The 16,159-nt window shown below is 73.3% G+C and carries 22 protein-coding genes; 5 read left to right on the top strand and 17 right to left on the bottom strand.

Annotation, left to right across the window (positions count from 1 at the left end):
• Nucleotides 1-58: 58 nt before the first annotated feature.
• From glmM to ACI789_RS06355, 4 genes are all read right to left on the bottom strand, one after another.
• A complete protein-coding gene (gene glmM / locus ACI789_RS06370; RefSeq protein ID WP_457007217.1) occupies nt 59-1,402 on the bottom strand; it encodes a phosphoglucosamine mutase in 1,344 nt (447 codons plus the stop codon).
• An 11-nt stretch (nt 1,403-1,413) separates the two neighbouring features.
• Complete coding sequence (rpsI, locus tag ACI789_RS06365) at nt 1,414-1,833, bottom strand: 30S ribosomal protein S9 (protein WP_456917502.1); 420 nt, start codon at nt 1,831-1,833, stop codon at nt 1,414-1,416.
• The gene (gene rplM / locus ACI789_RS06360) at nt 1,830-2,273 is read right to left on the bottom strand and encodes a 50S ribosomal protein L13 (protein ID WP_456909039.1); all 444 of its coding nucleotides are present in this window, start codon (nt 2,271-2,273) and stop codon (nt 1,830-1,832) included. Before rplM ends, rpsI begins: the two co-directional genes overlap by 4 nt.
• Nucleotides 2,274-2,432: 159 nt before the next feature.
• Complete coding sequence (locus ACI789_RS06355) at nt 2,433-2,918, bottom strand: beta-class carbonic anhydrase (protein WP_457007214.1); 486 nt, start codon at nt 2,916-2,918, stop codon at nt 2,433-2,435.
• 216 nt (nt 2,919-3,134) lie between these two features.
• Between ACI789_RS06355 and moeA the strand changes: the two genes are divergently transcribed.
• The 3 genes from moeA to ACI789_RS06340 all read left to right on the top strand — a co-directional run bounded on the left by moeA (nt 3,135) and on the right by ACI789_RS06340 (nt 5,444).
• Nucleotides 3,135-4,328 carry a molybdopterin molybdotransferase MoeA gene (gene moeA / locus ACI789_RS06350; RefSeq protein WP_457007212.1) on the top strand — a complete coding sequence of 398 codons (1,194 nt, stop codon included), beginning with the start codon at nt 3,135-3,137 and terminating at the stop codon, nt 4,326-4,328.
• 79 nt (nt 4,329-4,407) lie between these two features.
• Nucleotides 4,408-4,956 carry a cyclic pyranopterin monophosphate synthase MoaC gene (gene moaC, locus ACI789_RS06345; protein WP_457007210.1) on the top strand — a complete coding sequence of 183 codons (549 nt, stop codon included), beginning with the start codon at nt 4,408-4,410 and terminating at the stop codon, nt 4,954-4,956.
• Nucleotides 4,953-5,444 (top strand): MogA/MoaB family molybdenum cofactor biosynthesis protein, encoded by a 492-nt coding sequence (locus tag ACI789_RS06340; RefSeq protein ID WP_457007208.1) that lies wholly within the window; start codon nt 4,953-4,955, stop codon nt 5,442-5,444. Before moaC ends, ACI789_RS06340 begins: the two co-directional genes overlap by 4 nt.
• A gap of 131 nt (nt 5,445-5,575) precedes the next feature.
• On the opposite strand, the gene fdhD is transcribed toward ACI789_RS06340, so the two are convergent.
• On the bottom strand, nt 5,576-6,406 hold the full coding sequence (fdhD, locus tag ACI789_RS06335; protein WP_457007206.1) for a formate dehydrogenase accessory sulfurtransferase FdhD: 831 nt from the start codon (nt 6,404-6,406) through the stop codon (nt 5,576-5,578).
• Nucleotides 6,407-6,448: 42 nt separating this feature from the next.
• On the opposite strand from fdhD, the gene mobA reads away from it, so the two are divergent.
• Both mobA and ACI789_RS06325 read left to right on the top strand, forming a co-directional pair.
• Entirely contained in the window at nt 6,449-7,060 is a 612-nt protein-coding gene (gene mobA / locus ACI789_RS06330; protein ID WP_457007204.1) for a molybdenum cofactor guanylyltransferase, read from the top strand.
• Between the two features lie 10 nt (nt 7,061-7,070).
• Nucleotides 7,071-7,733: an NAD(P)H-binding protein gene (locus ACI789_RS06325; protein WP_457007202.1), complete on the top strand. Its 663-nt coding sequence runs from the start codon at nt 7,071-7,073 to the stop codon at nt 7,731-7,733.
• 4 nt (nt 7,734-7,737) lie between these two features.
• Here the strand turns inward: ACI789_RS06325 and truA are convergent, their stop codons facing one another.
• From truA to secY, 12 genes are all read right to left on the bottom strand, one after another.
• Nucleotides 7,738-8,619 carry a tRNA pseudouridine(38-40) synthase TruA gene (truA, locus tag ACI789_RS06320; protein WP_457007200.1) on the bottom strand — a complete coding sequence of 294 codons (882 nt, stop codon included), beginning with the start codon at nt 8,617-8,619 and terminating at the stop codon, nt 7,738-7,740.
• On the bottom strand, nt 8,591-8,974 hold the full coding sequence (locus ACI789_RS06315; protein ID WP_457007198.1) for a hypothetical protein: 384 nt from the start codon (nt 8,972-8,974) through the stop codon (nt 8,591-8,593). The genes truA and ACI789_RS06315 overlap by 29 nt, the downstream gene beginning before the upstream one ends.
• Nucleotides 8,971-9,606: a 50S ribosomal protein L17 gene (rplQ, locus tag ACI789_RS06310; RefSeq protein ID WP_457007196.1), complete on the bottom strand. Its 636-nt coding sequence runs from the start codon at nt 9,604-9,606 to the stop codon at nt 8,971-8,973. Before rplQ ends, ACI789_RS06315 begins: the two co-directional genes overlap by 4 nt.
• 158 nt (nt 9,607-9,764) lie before the next feature.
• Nucleotides 9,765-10,841 (bottom strand): DNA-directed RNA polymerase subunit alpha, encoded by a 1,077-nt coding sequence (locus ACI789_RS06305; RefSeq protein WP_456917513.1) that lies wholly within the window; start codon nt 10,839-10,841, stop codon nt 9,765-9,767.
• A 140-nt stretch (nt 10,842-10,981) separates the two neighbouring features.
• A complete protein-coding gene (gene rpsD, locus ACI789_RS06300) occupies nt 10,982-11,608 on the bottom strand; it encodes a 30S ribosomal protein S4 (RefSeq protein ID WP_456917514.1) in 627 nt (208 codons plus the stop codon).
• A 32-nt stretch (nt 11,609-11,640) separates the two neighbouring features.
• A complete protein-coding gene (gene rpsK, locus ACI789_RS06295; RefSeq protein WP_014377968.1) occupies nt 11,641-12,048 on the bottom strand; it encodes a 30S ribosomal protein S11 in 408 nt (135 codons plus the stop codon).
• Nucleotides 12,049-12,146: 98 nt separating this feature from the next.
• Nucleotides 12,147-12,527, bottom strand: a complete 381-nt coding sequence (gene rpsM / locus ACI789_RS06290; RefSeq protein WP_456546202.1) for a 30S ribosomal protein S13 — start codon at nt 12,525-12,527, stop codon at nt 12,147-12,149.
• A 14-nt stretch (nt 12,528-12,541) separates the two neighbouring features.
• Nucleotides 12,542-12,655, bottom strand: coding sequence for a 50S ribosomal protein L36 (gene rpmJ, locus ACI789_RS06285; protein WP_012950458.1), 114 nt, complete (start codon nt 12,653-12,655; stop codon nt 12,542-12,544).
• A gap of 73 nt (nt 12,656-12,728) precedes the next feature.
• A complete protein-coding gene (gene infA / locus ACI789_RS06280) occupies nt 12,729-12,950 on the bottom strand; it encodes a translation initiation factor IF-1 (RefSeq protein ID WP_012950459.1) in 222 nt (73 codons plus the stop codon).
• Between the two features lie 282 nt (nt 12,951-13,232).
• Entirely contained in the window at nt 13,233-14,093 is an 861-nt protein-coding gene (map, locus tag ACI789_RS06275) for a type I methionyl aminopeptidase (protein WP_457007193.1), read from the bottom strand.
• 15 nt (nt 14,094-14,108) lie between these two features.
• Entirely contained in the window at nt 14,109-14,735 is a 627-nt protein-coding gene (locus ACI789_RS06270) for an adenylate kinase (RefSeq protein ID WP_457007191.1), read from the bottom strand.
• Nucleotides 14,736-14,743: 8 nt separating this feature from the next.
• The gene (gene secY / locus ACI789_RS06265; protein ID WP_457007189.1) at nt 14,744-16,054 is read right to left on the bottom strand and encodes a preprotein translocase subunit SecY; all 1,311 of its coding nucleotides are present in this window, start codon (nt 16,052-16,054) and stop codon (nt 14,744-14,746) included.
• Nucleotides 16,055-16,159: the final 105 nt, after the last annotated feature.

The raw sequence follows: 16,159 nt of genomic DNA, 5'->3' as shown, positions 1-16,159 counted from the left end.
CTCGCGACGGTGATCCACCCCGTCGTGCGGCGTAACGCTCGCCTCACTCGAACGGGGCTCAGTCGACGGAGGCGACGACCTCCGCGAGCCGGGCGGCGATTCCGTCGGCCTGCTCCTGGGTGGGCGCCTCGACCATCACGCGGACCAGCTGCTCGGTGCCCGACGGGCGCAGCAGCACCCGGCCGTCGTCGCCCAGCTCGGCCTCGCAGGCGTTCACCGCGGCGGCGACGGCGTCGCTCTCCACGACGGCCAGCCGGTCGCGGACCGGCACGTTGACCAGCACCTGCGGCAACCGCCGCACGACCGAGGCCAGCTCCGCCAGCGACGAGCCGGTGGCCGCCATCCGTGACAGCAGCGCCAGGCCGGTGAGCAGCCCGTCGCCGGTGGTGGCGTGGTCGAGGAACACCAGGTGCCCGCTCTGCTCCCCACCGAGGCTGAGCCCCTGAGCGCGCAGGGCCTCGAGCACGTAGCGGTCGCCGACGGCGGTCGTGTGCACCGCGATGCCGGCGTCGCGCATGGTGTGGTGGAAGCCGAGGTTGCTCATCACCGTGGCGACGACGGTGTCCCCGGCGAGCTCGCCGCGCTCCTTGAGCCCCAGCGCGCAGACGGCCAGGATGGCGTCGCCGTCGACCGGCTCCCCGGTCGCGCTCACCGCGAGGCAGCGGTCGGCGTCCCCGTCGTGGGCGATGCCCAGGTCGGCGCCGTGCGCCCGGACGGCCTCGGTCAGCGGCTCCAGGTGGGTGGAGCCGATGCCGTCGTTGATGTTCCAGCCGTCGGGCTCACCGCCGATGACGTGCACCGTGGCACCCGCCCGGCGGTAGACCTCGGGGGCGACCGAGGCGGCGGCGCCGTGCGCGCAGTCGACGACGAGGGTGAGGCCGGTCAGCGGCTTGTCCACCGTCGTCAGCAGGTGCTCGACGTAGGTCGTGGCGGCATCGGGGAGGTCGCGGACGCGCCCGATGTCGGCACCGGTGGGCCGGTGGGCTCCCGCGTCACCGGCGGCGACGACCTGCTCGATCGCGGCCTCGACGGCGTCGGGCAGCTTGTGCCCACCGCGGCTGAACAGCTTGATGCCGTTGTCGGGCATCGGGTTGTGACTGGCGGAGATCATCACGCCGAGGTCGGCGCCGGTGTGCGCCGTGAGGTGCGCGATCGCCGGGGTGGGCAGCACCCCGGCGCGCAGCACCTCCGCACCGGCACTGGCGAGGCCCGCCACGACGGCGGCCTCGAGCATCTCCCCGCTGGCGCGGGGGTCACGGCCGACGACCGCGACGGGACGCGAGGTCCCGTCGCGGTCGGCGAGCACGCCGGCGGCAGCACGTGCCACCGAGAGGGCCAACTCCGGCGTGAGGTCGGCGTTGGCCCGACCCCGGACGCCGTCGGTCCCGAAGAGGCGACCCACGGGCGTACCGGTCAGCGCTTCGAGTACTGAGGCGCCTTGCGCGCCTTCTTCAGGCCGTACTTCTTCCGCTCGGTGACGCGGGCGTCACGCGTGAGGAAGCCGGCCTTCTTCAGGGCCGGACGGTCCTCGGCCTCGACCTCGACCAGGGCGCGGGCGATCGCCAGGCGCAGCGCGCCGGCCTGGCCGCTGACGCCGCCACCCCGCAGGATGCCGACGACGTCGTACTGCTCGGCCTTCTCCAGGATCACGAACGGCTCACGGATGAGCTGCTGGTGCACCTTGTTCGGGAAGTAGTCCTCGATGGTGCGGCCGTTGAGGCGGAACTGGCCGGTGCCGGGCAGCAGCCGCACGCGGACGATGGCCTCCTTGCGCCGGCCGACGGTCTGCACCGGACGCCCCTCGGCGTCGGTCACGGTCAGTGCGCTGGTCACTGGGCCACCTGCTTGATCTCGTAGGGCTGGGGCTGCTGCGCGGCGTGCGGGTGCTCGGGCCCGGCGTACACCTTCAGCTTCTTGAGCATCTGCCGGCCCAGGCTGTTGTGCGGCAGCATCCCCTTGATCGCGCGCTCGATGACGCGGTCGGGGTGGGTCTTCAGCTGGTCGCCGACGTTGATGGTCTTGAGACCACCGGGGTGACCGGAGTGGCGGTAGGCGTTCTTCGTCTCCCGCTTGGTGCCGGTCAGGGCGACCTTGCCCGCGTTGACGATGACGACGAAGTCGCCGACGTCCACGTGCGGGGCGTACTGGGGCTTGTGCTTGCCGCGCAGCAGCTGCGCGGTCTGGCTGGCGAGTCGACCGAGCACCACGTCAGTGGCGTCGATGACGTGCCAGGCCCGGCTGACCTCGCCGGGCTTGGGGGTGTACGTGCGCACGGCGCTCGTGTCCTCCGTCGTCGTCGGATCGGCTGGTGGGATCGCCTCACCGAGCACGGGAGACGGTGCAGCACGCGCGGGCACCAGCCGGCCCGCGCGCCAGCCGGTCACGATACCAGCCGGCGGCTCCCCGGCATCGAGCCGGAGCGGACGGACCGCTCAGCGCACCTCGTGCAACTGGCCGGACTCGACGTCGTAGACGGTGCCCCGGACCTCGCGGGAGAGCAGGTACGGGCTCTCGTGGATGAGCCGCATCGACTCGCGCACGTCCTCGTCGGCGTCGCGGAAGGCACGCACCGCCCACGGGGGCCGACGCCCGGTGGCCTGCTCCACGAGATCGGCGAACGAGTTGTCGTCGGTGGCCTGCAGCCCGCACTGCGTGTGGTGCACGAGCAGGATCTCGCGGGTCCCGAGCACGTGCTGGGAGACGGTGAGCGAACGGACGACGTCCTCGGTGATGACGCCGCCGGCGTTGCGGATGACGTGCGCGTCGCCGACCTCGAGGCCGAGCATCTGGAACAGCGGCATCCGGGAGTCCATGCAGGCCACCACGGCGACGCGCCGGGTCGGACGGACGTCCTTCGAGCCGGGGAACCGCCGCGCCCAGTCCGTGTTGGCCGCCAGCATCCGGTCGATCTCGCTCACGCCCACCCCTCCTGCCTACGCCTGCGCCGACCCTAGCGGCGGCGCCGGGCGGGCTCACCCCGGGACGGCGACCGGACCCTCAGGACGGCCGGTGCCGGCCGACGACCTCCCGCAGCGAGCCCGGCGACAGGTCCGGGCGGCCGCCGGCGTCGGCCATCCGCTGGCCTCCTGCGGGCTCCCGGGTGCGGTCGCGGGCGATCGGTCAGGATGTGCCCCGTGCGCACGGTCGAGGAACACCAGGCGGTCGTCGCCGCCCTCCTGCCGGACATGCCCGAGGAGGAGGTGGCGCTCGCCGCGGCGCACAACCGCGTCCTCGCGCGGGACCTGCCCGCCGCCGTGCCGCTGCCCGGCTTCGACAACTCCGCGATGGACGGGTACGCCGCGCGCTCGGCGGAGGTCTCCTCCCTGCCGGTCCGGCTCCCCGTCGCCGACGACATCCCCGCCGGTCGCACCGACGTCCGGCCCCTGGCGCCGGGGACCGTGCAGCGGATCATGACCGGCGCGCCCCTGCCGGCCGGCGCCGACGTCGTCGTGCCGGTGGAGCTCACCGACGGCGGCACCGACGTGGTGGAGATCCGGGACGCCCCGGCGGCCGGCACCCACCTGCGCCGGGCCGGGGAGGACATCGCCGCCGGCACGGTGGCGCTGACCGCCGGGACCCCGCTGGGCGCCGCACAGCTGGGCCTGGCCGCCGCCGTCGGGGCCCGGACGCTCACCGTCCGTCGCCGCCCGCGGGTGCTGGTGCTCTCCACCGGCAGCGAGCTCGTCGCCCCCGGCGAGCCGCTGCTGCCCGGCCAGATCTACGAGTCCAACTCCGCCCTGCTGGTCGCCGCGGTCGAGGACGCCGGCGGGACGGCCCGGCGGCTGCACTTCGTCCCCGACGACGTCGACCAGTTCCTCGCCACCGTGCGCGCCGAGCTGGCCACCGCCGACCTGCTGGTCACCAGCGGCGGGGTGAGCGCGGGCGCCTACGAGGTGGTCAAGGACGCCTTCCGGGCGCTGGGCACCGTCGAGTTCGTCAAGGTGGCGATGCAGCCGGGCGGCCCACAGGGCGCGGGCACGGTGGACGGCGTCCCGGTGGTCACCCTCCCCGGGAACCCGGTGAGCTCCTTCGTGTCCTTCGAGGTCTTCGTGCGGCCCGCGCTGCGCCGGGCGCTGGGGCACGCCACGCCCGGCCGGCTGCGCGCCCCGGCGACGCTGACCGCCCCGCTGCGCTCCCCCGCCGGCCGCCGCCAGTTCCTGCGCGGGCGCTTCGACGGCGGGCAGGTATCCCAGGTCGGCGGCCCCGGGTCGCACCTGGTCGCGCACCTGGCCCGCGCCAACTGCCTGGTCGTCGTCCCCGAGGACGTCACCGAACTGCCCGCCGGCGCCGAGGTGGACGTCGTGCTGATCGAAGGAGCGCTGCAGTGAGTCGACGGCGCTGTGAGCATCGCAGCGAGCGCCACCGAGCGAGGAGCGGAGCAGTGCCGGAGACGAACAGGAGTGCACAGTGACAGGTGACCCCACGAGCATCGACCCGACGGCGGACAACCCCACCCGCGAGGAGGGCGTGCACTCGCCCCTGGCCGAGGCGCCGCGGCTGACCCACGTCGACGCGGCCGGCGCCGCCCGCATGGTCGACGTCTCGGCCAAGCCGGTGACGGCCCGGGAGGCGACCGCGGCCGGACGGGTGCTGGTCAGCCCCGAGGTGGTCGCGCTCCTGCGCGGTGAGGGGGTGCCCAAGGGCGACGCGGTCGCCGTCGCGCGCATCGCCGGCATCGCCGGGGCCAAGCGGACGCCGGACCTGGTGCCGCTGTGCCACCCGATCGCGCTGCACGGCGTCACCGTGGACGTGACCGTGGCCGACGACGCGGTCGAGATCACCGCGACCGCGCGCACCGCCGACCGCACCGGGGTGGAGATGGAGGCGCTCACCTCCGTCGCCGTGGCCGGGCTGACCGTCATCGACATGGTCAAGGCGGTGGACCCGCGGGCGACGATCACCGACGTCCGGCTGCTGGCCAAGTCCGGCGGGAAGAGCGGGGAGTGGCGGAGGTGAGCGAGCTGCCGGCCGACGCGCGCGCCGTGGTCGTCACCGCCTCCAACCGCGCCGCCGCCGGGGTCTACGCCGACCGCAGCGGGCAGGCGCTCGCCGAGGGGCTGCGGGAGCTGGGGTTCACCGTCGAGGGCCCGCACGTGCGCCCCGACGACGTCGCCGAGCTCGAGGTGGTGCTGCGCGAGGCGGTCGCCTCCGGCGCCGACGTCGTCCTCACCACCGGCGGCACCGGGCTCTCCCCCACCGACGTCACCCCCGAGGCGACCCGTGCGGTGCTGGAGCGGGAGGCCCCGGGCCTCGCCGAGGCGGTCCGCCGGTACGGCGAGCCGAAGGTGCCGACGTCGGTGCTCTCCCGGGGGCTGGCCGGCACGGCCGGGCGGACGCTCATCGTCAACCTCCCCGGCTCCACCGGCGGGGTGCGCGACGGGCTCGCGGTGCTCGGTCCCCTGCTGCCGCACGTGGTGAGCCAACTGCGCGGCGGCGACCACTGAGCGATGACACTGCGACGCTCCGCGTCGCACCGCGGCCAGGTGTCGTCCCCGACCGGCGCTGAGCCCACTCCGGCGACCCGCCGGGGACCCTCCGGGCCCGCCGTCAGGCCACCGCCTCGCAGGGTGGCTCCCTACTCGGGGAGGACCAGGCGCTCGGGGCGGGTGTAGACGTTGCAGCCGTCGCCGCGGAGGAACCCGACGAGGGTGGCGCCGACGTCGGCGGCGAGCTCCACGGCCAGCGACGACGGCGCCGACACCGCGGCCAGCACGGGGATGCCGGCCATCGCCGCCTTCTGGGTCAGCTCGAAGCTCGCCCGCCCGCTGACCATGAGCACGTGCCCGGCCAGCGGCAGCCGGCCCCCGCGCACCGCGTCGCCGACCACCTTGTCGACGGCGTTGTGCCGGCCGACGTCCTCCCGCAGCGCCACCAGCTCGCCCGCGGCGGTGAACAGGCCGGCCGCGTGCAGACCGCCCGTCTTGTCGAACACCTGCTGCGCCGCGCGCAGCCGGTCGGGCAGCGCGAGCAGCGTCGACAGCTCCAGCCGGACGGCGTCGCCCGCGACGTCGTAGCGGGTCCGCGTCCGGATCGCCTCGATGCTCGCCTTGCCGCAGACGCCGCAGGAGCTGGACGTGTAGAAGTTCCGGTCCAGCGCGGTGTCGGGCGCCTCGACCCCGGGGGCGAGGTCGACGTCGACGACGTTGTAGGTGTTGCGGCCGTCGGGGTCGACCGAGTCGCAGTAGCGCAGCCCCAGGACGTCGTCCGCGCTGCCGATCACGCCCTCGGTGGCGAGGAAGCCGTGCACCAGGTCGAAGTCGTCCCCCGGGGTCCGCATGGTCACCGCCAGCGGCGTGCCGGACAGGCGGATCTCCAGCGGCTCCTCCGCCGCCACGGTGTCCGGTCGGGTGGTGCGTGCCGAGCCGCGGATCCGCAGCACCGGCGTCCGGCTCGTGACTCGTCCCACGGAGGGCGACGGTACCCACGCCCGGGCCCTACGGTGCTGGCTGTGTCCGCGTTGCCGCCCTACGCCGCCGTCGTCCTGGCCGGCGGCCGCGCCGCGCGGATGGGCGGGCAGGCCAAGCCGCAGCTCGACGTCGGCGGCCGGACCATGCTGGCCGCCGTCCTCGCCGCGGCGGCCGACGCCGAGCCGCGGGTGGTGGTGGGCCCGCCGCAGCCGGTGCCCCCGGGTGTGCTCGTGGTCCGCGAGGAGCCGCCCCGGGGTGGGCCGGTGGCCGCGATGCGGGCCGGGCTGGCCGCCGTCCACACGGAGGTCGTCGCCGTGCTCGCCGGCGACCTGCCGTTCCTCACGCCCGACCTGATCCGCGCCCTGCGCGAGCGGCTGACCGGCGACGGCGTGCTGGTCGTCGACGACACCGACCGCGACCAGCTGCTGCTCGGCGTGTGGCGGACCGCCGCGCTCCGGGCAGCCGTCGACGGGGTCACCGGCCCCACCTCGGTGCGCAAGGTGCTCGCCCCCCTGGCGGTGCGGCGGCTGCACCCGACCCTCACCCCCGGCCTGCCACCGCCCTGGACCGACTGCGACACCCCCGCCGACCTCGCGCGAGCGCGCGCCGCGGCCGCCGAGGCGGCCCGGATGGGACGGCGGCGCCGCGGGTAGCGCACCGGCCATGCGCATCGTCGTCGCCGGCGCCCACGGGCAGGTCGCCCGCCGCCTCGGCCGCCTCCTGACCGGCCGCGGGGACACCGTGGCCGGCATCGTCCGCAACCCCGACCACCAGGCCGACCTGAGGGGCGACGGCGTCGAGCCGGTCGTCCTGGACCTCGAGCAGGCCGCCGTCGACGAGGTCGCCGAGGTCGTGCGCGGGGCCGACGCGGTGGTCTTCGCCGCCGGGGCCGGGCCCGGCAGCGGCGCCGCGCGCAAGCACACCGTCGACCGCGGGGCGGCGGTCCTCCTGGCCGACGCCGCCGAGCGCGCCGGCGTCCGCCGGTACCTGTTGGTCTCCTCGATGGGGGTCCAGCAGGCGCGGCAGGGGACTCCGCACGGCATGGACCCGGTGTTCGCCGCGTACCTGCAGGCCAAGCTGGCCGCCGAGGACGTCATCCTGCCGCGCGCGGGCCTGGACACGGTGGTCCTGCGGCCGGGACGGCTCACCGACGACCCCGGCACGGGGCGGGTCACCCTGGCCCACGGTGTCGAGTACGGGGAGGTGCCCCGGGACGACGTCGCCGCGGTCCTGGTCGCCCTGCTCGACGCCGGGAAGACCGACGAGGTGGTGGAGCTCGTCAGCGGCCCCACCCCGATCCCCGACGCGGTGGCGGCCCTGCCGTGACGGCTCAGTCGCGGCGGGCGCGGGTGACCAGCGCGCGGGCGGCGAGCTCACCGGCGGGCGGGTAGTCCACCGCGACCAGCGTCAGGCCGCCGGCGGGGGCCACGACCACCTCGCCGGCCCGTTCCGTCCGCGGCAGCAGGGAGGCCGGCCACTCGGGGGGACGGCGCCCCTCCCCCACCGCGAGCAGGGCCCCGACCAGGCTGCGCACCATCGAGTGGCAGAACGCGTCGGCCGAGGCGCGCACGAGCACCAGCGCGCCCTCCCGCTCGGCCGACAGCTCCAAGAGGGTGCGGACGGTGCTCGCGCCCTCGCGGCGGCGGCAGAACGCGGCGAAGTCGTGCTCGCCGAGGAGCAGAGCGGCCGCCAGCGCCATCGCGTCGACGTCGAGCGCCCGCGGCCACCCGACGGTGTCGAACCGGCGCAGCGGGGGCGGACCCGCGTCGACGTCGGTGAGCCGGTAGACGTAGTGGCGGCGCAGGGCACCGAAGCGGGCGTCGAAGTCCGGTGGCGCCTCGGTCACGGCGGTCACCGCGATGTCGGGTGGGAGGACCCCGCGGAGCCGGCGGACCAGCTTCAGGCGCTGCGCGTCCCAGACCCCGCGAGCGACGTCGACGTGCGCGACCTGGCCGGTGGCGTGCACCCCGGCGTCGGTGCGCCCGGCGACGGTCAGCTCGACCGGGGCGCGCAGCACCGTGCCCAGGGCCGCCTCGAGGTCGCCCTGCACCGTGCGCTGTCCCGGCTGGCGCGCCCAGCCGTGCAGTGCCGTGCCGTCGTAGGAGATCTCCAGCCGGAGACGGACGAGCCCGCCACCGGGGTCGGTGACGGGCTCGTCGGTGTGCTGAGGGTTCAGCGAGTGCTCACTTCGGGTCGGGCGCGGCGTCCCCACCCTCGGTGTGGGTGCCGGCCGTGGCCGCGTCCATCGTCTCGGCCGGGTTGATCTCGGCGGCCGCGGCCTTCTGCAGGTCCGGGGAGAGCGCCGGGTCGTCGACGAGCACCGTGTTCACCGGCTCGGGCTCCGGGGTGACGTCGCCGTCGTCCTGCCGCTCGTCGTCGGGGCTGTAGACGTCGGTGACGACCTGCTGCGCCTCGGCGTCGACCCCGCCGCCGGTCACGGCCGGGGAGGTGTCGCCACCGGGCCCGGTCGTCTCGCCCGCGAGGGTCGCGCCCTGGTCACCGCCGCTGGCGGGCACCCCGACGGCGCCGGCGTTGCCGCCCTCGCCCGGGTTCGCCCGGTCGCTCATCGCGTGCCGTCCGTGTCCTCGGCGTCGGCGGTCGCGGCCTCGGGAGCCTCGGCCTCGGTGGTGGCAGCCTCGGTGGTCACAGCCTCGGGGGCCTCGGCGTCGGTGGCGTCGCCGCCGGCCTGGGCGTCCTCGGTGACCTCCGCGGGCTCGTCGGCGTCGGCGGTCTCGAGCGCCTCGGCGGTGACCTCACCGGACGCCGCAGCCGCACCGGCGCCGGAGGCGAACTGGGTGCCGCGGGCGCGCTCGGCCTCGCCGACTGCCTCCTGGGCCACGGTCAGGCCCTCGACCAGCTCGATCACGGCCATGGGGGCGTTGTCGCCCTTGCGCGAACCGACCTTGGTGATGCGGGTGTAGCCGCCGGGCCGGTTCTCGTAGCGCGGACCGATCTCGGCGAACAGCTGGTGGACGACGTCCTTGTCCCGGATGACGGTCATCACCTGGCGGCGGGCGTGCAGGTCACCGCGCTTGGCGAAGGTCACCAGCTTCTCGGCGAACGGGCGCAGCCGCTTCGCCTTCGCCTCGGTGGTGGTGATCCGCCCGTGCTCGAACAGCGACGTGGCCAGGTTGGCCAGCATCAGCCGCTCGTGCGCAGGGGACCCGCCGAGACGGGGGCCCTTGGTGGGGGTGGGCATGTCGGTCCTTCCTCAGGCGGCCGGGCCGCGGTGCCGGCTGCGTTCCGTGGTGGTGCTGTCGATCGGCGCGCTGGACGCGCGGTGGTGCGTCCGGACCCAGTGTGGCGGCCCGGTCGGCGGTGCCGGACGGCGGGTTCCCCCGCCGTCCGGCACCGGCCTCAGAGCTGCTCGGTCTCCTGGTAGGAGCCGTCGTCGTACTGCGCCTGGTCGTACGCGGCGGCGTACTCGCCGTGCTGCTGGTAGGCGTCGGTCTCGTAGCCCTCGTCGTAGCTCTCGACCGACGTCGGGATGAACCCGGGCGGGCTGTCCTTGAGCGCGAGGCCCATCGCCGCCAGCTTCATCTTGACCTCGTCGATCGACTTGGCCCCGAAGTTGCGGATGTCGAGCAGGTCGGCCTCGGAGCGGGTGACGAGCTCACCGACGGTGTGCACGCCCTCGCGCTTGAGGCAGTTGTAGGACCGGACCGTGAGGTCCATGTCCTCGATCGGCATCGAGAAGTTGGCGATGTCGGCGGCCTCGGCCGGGCTCGGCCCGACCTCGATGCCCTCGGCGTCGATGTTCAGCTCGCGCAGCAGGCCGAACAGCTCGACCAGCGTGGAGCCGGCGCTGGCGATGGCGTCGCGCGGGGCGATCGACGGCTTGGTCTCGACGTCGACGACCAGACGGTCGAAGTCGGTCCGCTGCTCGACGCGGGTGGCCTCGACGGCGTAGGTGACCTTGAGGACCGGCGAGTAGATGGAGTCGACGGGGATCCGGCCGATCTCCTGGCCGGGCTGCTTGTTCTGCGGCGCCGGCACGTAACCGCGGCCCCGCTCGACGACGAGCTCGATCTCCAGCCGACCCTTGCCGTTGAGGGTGGCGATGTGCAGCTCGGGGTTGTGCACCTCGACCCCCGCCGGCGGCGCGATGTCCGCGGCGGTGACCTCGCCCGGGCCCTGCTTGCGCAGGTACATGGTCACCGGCTCGTCGGAGTCGGAGCTCACGACCAGGCCCTTGAGGTTGAGGATGATCTCGGTGACGTCCTCCTTGACCCCGGGCACGGTGGTGAACTCGTGCAGGGTCCCCTCGATCCGGATGCTGGTGACAGCAGCGCCGGGGATGGAGGAGAGGAGGGTGCGGCGCAGTGAGTTGCCGAGGGTGTAGCCGAAGCCCGGCTCGAGCGGCTCGATGACGAACCGCGAGCGCTGCTCGGAGAGGGTCTCCTCGGTCAGCGTCGGTCGCTGTGCGATGAGCATTGCGGTGTTCTCCTTGGGGTCCTCCGGCGCCCGCCATATGACGCCGTGAGGGGGTGGTGCGGGCTCCGGAGGGCATCTGTCCACCCGCCGGAGCCGGCTCCGGGGCCGGGCCGGTGCGACCCGGCCCCGGAGGCGAGCTCTTACTTGGAGTAGAGCTCGACGATCAGCTGCTCCTGCACCGGGGTGTCGATCACCTGGCGGGCCGGCACGCTGTGCACGAGCACGCGCAGCTGGCTGCTGATGACCTCCAGCCACGGCGGCACGGGGCGCTCGCCGGCGCGGGCCTGGGCGACCTCGAAGGGCAGCATCCGCCGCGACTTCTCGGCGACCTCGATGATGTCGTTCGCGCTCACGCGGAAGGACGGGATGTCCACCTTGCGGCCGTTGACGCGGATGTGGCCGTGGCGCACCAGCTGGCGGGCCATGTCGCGGGACTCGGCGAAGCCGGCCCGGTAGACCACGTTGTCGAGGCGGGACTCGAGGATCTGCAGCAGGACCTCACCGGTCTTGCCCGACTTCTTGTTCGCCTCTTCGTAGTAGCCGCGGAACTGCTTCTCCAGCACGCCGTAGATGCGGCGGGCCTTCTGCTTCTCGCGCAGCTGCAGCAGGTACTCGCTGTCCTTGCTGCGGCCCCGGCCGTGCTCGCCCGGCGGGTAGGGCCGGATCTCGATCGGGCACTTCGGGGACTCGCACTTGCTGCCCTTGAGGAACAGCTTCATCTTCTCGCGCCGGCACATGCGGCAGTCGGCTCCGGTGTAACGGGCCACGTTTCTCTACCTTCGCTCTCGTCGGTGGCCGGTCAGACCCGGCGGCGCTTCTTCGGGCGGCAGCCGTTGTGCGGCTGCGGCGTCACGTCCTGGATCTGACCCACCTCGAGGCCGGTGGCCTGGAGGGACCGGATGGCGGTCTCACGGCCGGAGCCGGGGCCCTTGACGAAGACGTCGACCTTGCGCATGCCGTGCTCCTGCGCCTTGCGCGCGGCGTTCTCGGCGGCCATCTGCGCGGCGAACGGCGTCGACTTGCGCGAGCCCTTGAAGCCGACGTGGCCGGCGGAGGCCCAGCTGATCACGTTCCCGTTGGGGTCGGTGATCGACACGATGGTGTTGTTGAAGGTGCTCTTGATGTGAGCGGCGCCGTGGGCGACGTTCTTCTTCTCCTTGCGGCGGACCTTCTTGGCACCAGCCGCGGCGCGAGCCCTGGGAGGCATGTCTCTCCGGTTTCCTTCTGATCAGTGGCCAGATGCAGCACGTGTGCGCGCCGTCGCTCCCGCCCTCACGGGTCGCCTGCGACGGCGCGCTGCACGGCTTACTTCTTGCCGGCCTTCTTCTTGCCGGCGATGGTCTTGCGCGGACCCTTGCTCGAGCGAGCGTTGGTCCGGGTGCGCTGACCGTGGACGGGCAGGCCGCGACGGTGACGCAGGCCCTGGTAGCAGCCGATCTCCACCTTGCGGCGGATGTCGGCGGCCACCTCGCGGCGCAGGTCACCCTCGACGCGGAAGTGCTCGTCGATGTAGTCACGCAGCTTCAGCAGGTCCTCGTCGCTGAGGTCCTTGGCGCGCAGGTCGGGGCTGACGCCCGTCGCGGCCAGGGTCTCCTTCGCGTGGGCCTTGCCGATGCCGTAGATGTAGGTGAGCGCGATCTCCATCCGCTTCTCGCGGGGCAGGTCGACGCCGGCCAGTCGTGCCATGTCCAGGTACTCCCTCAGCCCTGCCGCTGCTTGTGGCGGGCGTTGTCGCAGATGACCATGACCCGGCCGTGCCGGCGGATCACCTTGCACTTGTCGCAGATCTTCTTCACCGACGGCTGGACCTTCACCGGTGCCGCCCCTCATTCCTGTCGATCGTGAGCCGCGCACACCCACCCCGGTCGGGGCGGCGCGCAACGGCGGTTACTTGTACCGGTAGACGATGCGACCGCGGGTCAGGTCGTAGGGCGAGAGCTCCACGACCACGCGGTCCTCGGGCAGGATGCGGATGTAGTGCTGGCGCATCTTGCCGCTGATGTGGGCGAGCACCCGGTGCCCGTTCTGCAGCTCGACCCGGAACATCGCGTTGGGCAGCGGCTCGACGACGCGACCCTCGACCTCGATGGCCCCGTCCTTCTTCGCCATACCCGACACGGCCTCCCGGCTCGACTGCGCCCACGCGGAGACCCGCCGGACGCGCTGGTTGATTGCAGAACAGGTGGTGCAGACACTCCCGCGAGGGCGCCCCGCGTCGTACGGCCACAGCACGACAACAGGGCGGCGCGAGCGCCATCGGCCACTGTACCCCGCTCCGGCGCGCCTCTCCAACCCGGCCCCGATCAGGACGGAGGGTGGAACGTCACACCGGGACGGTCCTCCTGCCGGGTCCCGCCACGAACGTGCGCGTGGCGGGGGCAGGGACCCTGCTCAGGTGCGGGGGGTGATCCCGAAGGGGGCCAGCCCCGCGACGCCGCCGTCCTCCGCCGTCAGGACCCAGGGGCCCTCCGGGGTGATGGCGACGGTGTGCTCGAAGTGGGCCGCGCGGGACCCGTCCTTGGTGACCACGGTCCAGCCGTCCTCGAGCTCGACGGTGGCCGGGTCCCCCACGGTGACCATCGGCTCGATGGCCAGCGCGAGCCCGGGGACCAGCCGCGGACCACGGCCGGCGCGGCCGTAGTTCAGCACGTGCGGGTCCTGGTGCATCTCGGATCCGATGCCGTGGCCGCCGTAGTGGTCGACGATCCCGTAGGGGTGCTCCTCGGCGGTGATCGCCTCCTCGACGGCGTGGCTGATGTCGGTCAGCCGGCCCCCGGCGATCGCCCGGGCCAGGCCGGCCCACATCGACCGCTCGGTGACGGCGATCAGCGCGGCGTCCTCGGCCGACGGGGGGCCCACGGTGACCGTGACGGCGGAGTCGCCGTGCCAGCCCTGCAGGATGGCCCCGCAATCGATGGAGATGTTGTCGCCCTCGGCCAGCGCGCGGCCCCTGTCCGGGATGCCGTGAACGATCTCGTCGTTGATCGACGCGCAGATGCTGCCGGTGAAGCCGTGGTAGCCCAGGAAGGACGGGACGGCGCCGGCGCTGCGGATGTGGTCCTCGGCGATCGCGTCGAGCTCACCGGTGGTGACACCCGGCCGCACCGCGGCACGCACCGCGGCGATCGCACCGGCCACGACCAGGCCTGCGGCCCGCATGAGCTCGATCTCGTGCGGCGTCTTGATCTGGATCATCCGTCCACTCCACTTCGCCAGCAGCGGGAGGCGTCCGAGGATCCCGGCGGCCGTCATCTGCGCCGCCGTTCCTCAGCCCGCGCTCGGCTGCCCGGTCGGTCCCTCGGGCTGCGCGGCCACCTCGGCCCCGGTCACCCCGAGGGCCGCCATCGCCCGCGCGGTGACCTCCTCGATCGCCCCGATCGCGTCGATGCGGGCCAGCAGCCCCTCAGCTTCGTAGAACCCCGACAGCGGCGCGGTCTGTTCCCGGTAGACCTGCAGCCGGTGCCGCACGGTCTCCGGCTTGTCATCCTCGCGCTGCACGGTCTCCCCGTCGACCACCATGACCCGACCGGAGAGCCGGCGCACCAGCTCCTCCTCGTCCACGACCAGCTCGAGGACGCGGTCGAGGGCGTGCCCCAGGTCCTCCAGCGAGGTGCGCAGCTGCTCGGCCTGCGCGATGGTCCGCGGGAACCCGTCGAGCAGGAAGCCGCCCTTGGCGTCGGCCTCGGCCAGCCGGTCCTTGACCATCGCCACCGTGATCTCGTCGGGCACGAGGTCGCCGGCGTCCATGTAGACCTTGGCCTCGAGACCCAGCGGGGTCCCCCCGCTGACGTTGGCCCGGAAGATGTCGCCGGTCGAGATCGCCGGGACGCCGAGCCGGCCGGCGATGATCTGCGCCTGGGTGCCCTTGCCCGCCCCGGGGGGCCCGAGCAGCACGACGCGCACTACTTCAGGAACCCTTCGTAGTTGCGCTGGTTGAGTTGCGTCTCGATCTGCTTCACCGTCTCCAACCCCACTCCGACCATGATCAGCACCGCGGTCCCGCCGAACGGGAAGTTCTGGTTCTGCCCCTGCTGCGTGATCGACAGGAACAGGTTGGGCAAGACTGCCACCAGCCCCAGGTAGATCGACCCGGGGAGGGTGATCCGGGACAGCACGTACTGCAGGTACTCGGCGGTGGGCCGACCCGGCCGGATGCCCGGGATGAAGCCGCCGTAGCGCTTCATGTCCTCGGCCCGCTCCTCCGGGTTGAAGGTGATCGACACGTAGAAGTACGTGAAGAACACGATCAGCCCGAAGTAGATGGCGATGTGCGCGGGGCTGCTCTGGTTGATGACGTAGTTCTCGAAGAAGCGCCGCACCGGGCCGGTCTCGTTGCCCTGCAGCTGCGTGATCAGCTGCGGGAGGTACAGCAGCGACGACGCGAAGATGACCGGGATGACGCCGGCCTGGTTGACCTTGAGCGGCAGGTAGGTCGACGTCCCGCCGTACATGCGGCGACCGACCATGCGCTTGGCGTACTGGACGGGGATGCGCCGCTGGGCCTGCTCGACCCAGACCACCGTGCCGATGATGACGACAGCGATGACGCAGACGACGGCGAAGACGAAGCCGCCGCGGGTCTGCAGGATCTGGCCGCCCTCGGCGGGGATGCGGGCTGCGATCGACGTGAAGATCAGCACGGACATGCCGTTGCCGATCCCCTTCTCCGTGAGCAGCTCACCGAGCCACATGATCACCGCGGTGCCGGCGGTGAGCGCGATCACCAGGACCACCGTCGTCCAGATGGACGTGTCCGGGATGATGTCCTGCGAGCAGCCCGGGAACAGCTGACCGGAGCGGGCCAGGGCGATGATGCCGGTGCTCTGCAGGATGGCGAGCGCGATCGTCAGGTAGCGGGTGTACTGGGTCAGCTTCTGCTGGCCCGACTGCCCTTCCTTCTTCAGCTGCTCGAAGCGCGGGATGACCACGACCAGCAGCTGCACGATGATGCTCGCCGTGATGTACGGCATGATCCCGAGCGCGAACACCGACAGCCGCAGCAGCGCGCCACCGGAGAAGAGGTTCACCAGCGAGTAGAGGTCCCGCTGGTCGGAGGCCTGCGCCTGCTCGAGACAGCTGTTGATGGCCTCGACGGACACGCCCGGCCCGGGGACGGAGGCCCCCAGCCGGTACACGGCGATGATCGCCAGGGAGAACAGCAGCTTGCGCCGGAGGTCTGGCGTCCGGAACGCCGCAGCGAACGCCTGCAGCACGTGCCCTCCCCTGCTCGGTCGAATGAGGTTAGCAATGCGCGGCCCGGTGGCTGCGATAGCCACCGGGCCGCGTGCGGCCCCCTGCAGGCCCCCGGTGGGGGCAGG

Source organism: Geodermatophilus sp. SYSU D00965 (assembly GCF_054050075.1).
The sequence above is the reverse complement of the archived record's forward strand: the minus strand, read 5'-3'. Positions and strand labels throughout refer to the sequence as shown.

Coding starts and splice junctions, on each gene's coding strand:
- ACI789_RS06325 (WP_457007202.1), top strand. CDS start 7,071: ATGCGCATCGTCGTCGCCGGCGCCCACGGGCAGGTCGCCCGCCGCCTC.
- ACI789_RS06315 (WP_457007198.1), bottom strand. CDS start 8,974: ATGAGCGACCGGGCGAACCCGGGCGAGGGCGGCAACGCCGGCGCCGTC.
- rplQ (WP_457007196.1), bottom strand. CDS start 9,606: ATGCCCACCCCCACCAAGGGCCCCCGTCTCGGCGGGTCCCCTGCGCAC.
- ACI789_RS06305 (WP_456917513.1), bottom strand. CDS start 10,841: ATGCTCATCGCACAGCGACCGACGCTGACCGAGGAGACCCTCTCCGAG.
- rpsK (WP_014377968.1), bottom strand. CDS start 12,048: ATGCCTCCCAGGGCTCGCGCCGCGGCTGGTGCCAAGAAGGTCCGCCGC.
- rpsM (WP_456546202.1), bottom strand. CDS start 12,527: ATGGCACGACTGGCCGGCGTCGACCTGCCCCGCGAGAAGCGGATGGAG.
- infA (WP_012950459.1), bottom strand. CDS start 12,950: ATGGCGAAGAAGGACGGGGCCATCGAGGTCGAGGGTCGCGTCGTCGAG.
- map (WP_457007193.1), bottom strand. CDS start 14,093: ATGACGGCCGCCGGGATCCTCGGACGCCTCCCGCTGCTGGCGAAGTGG.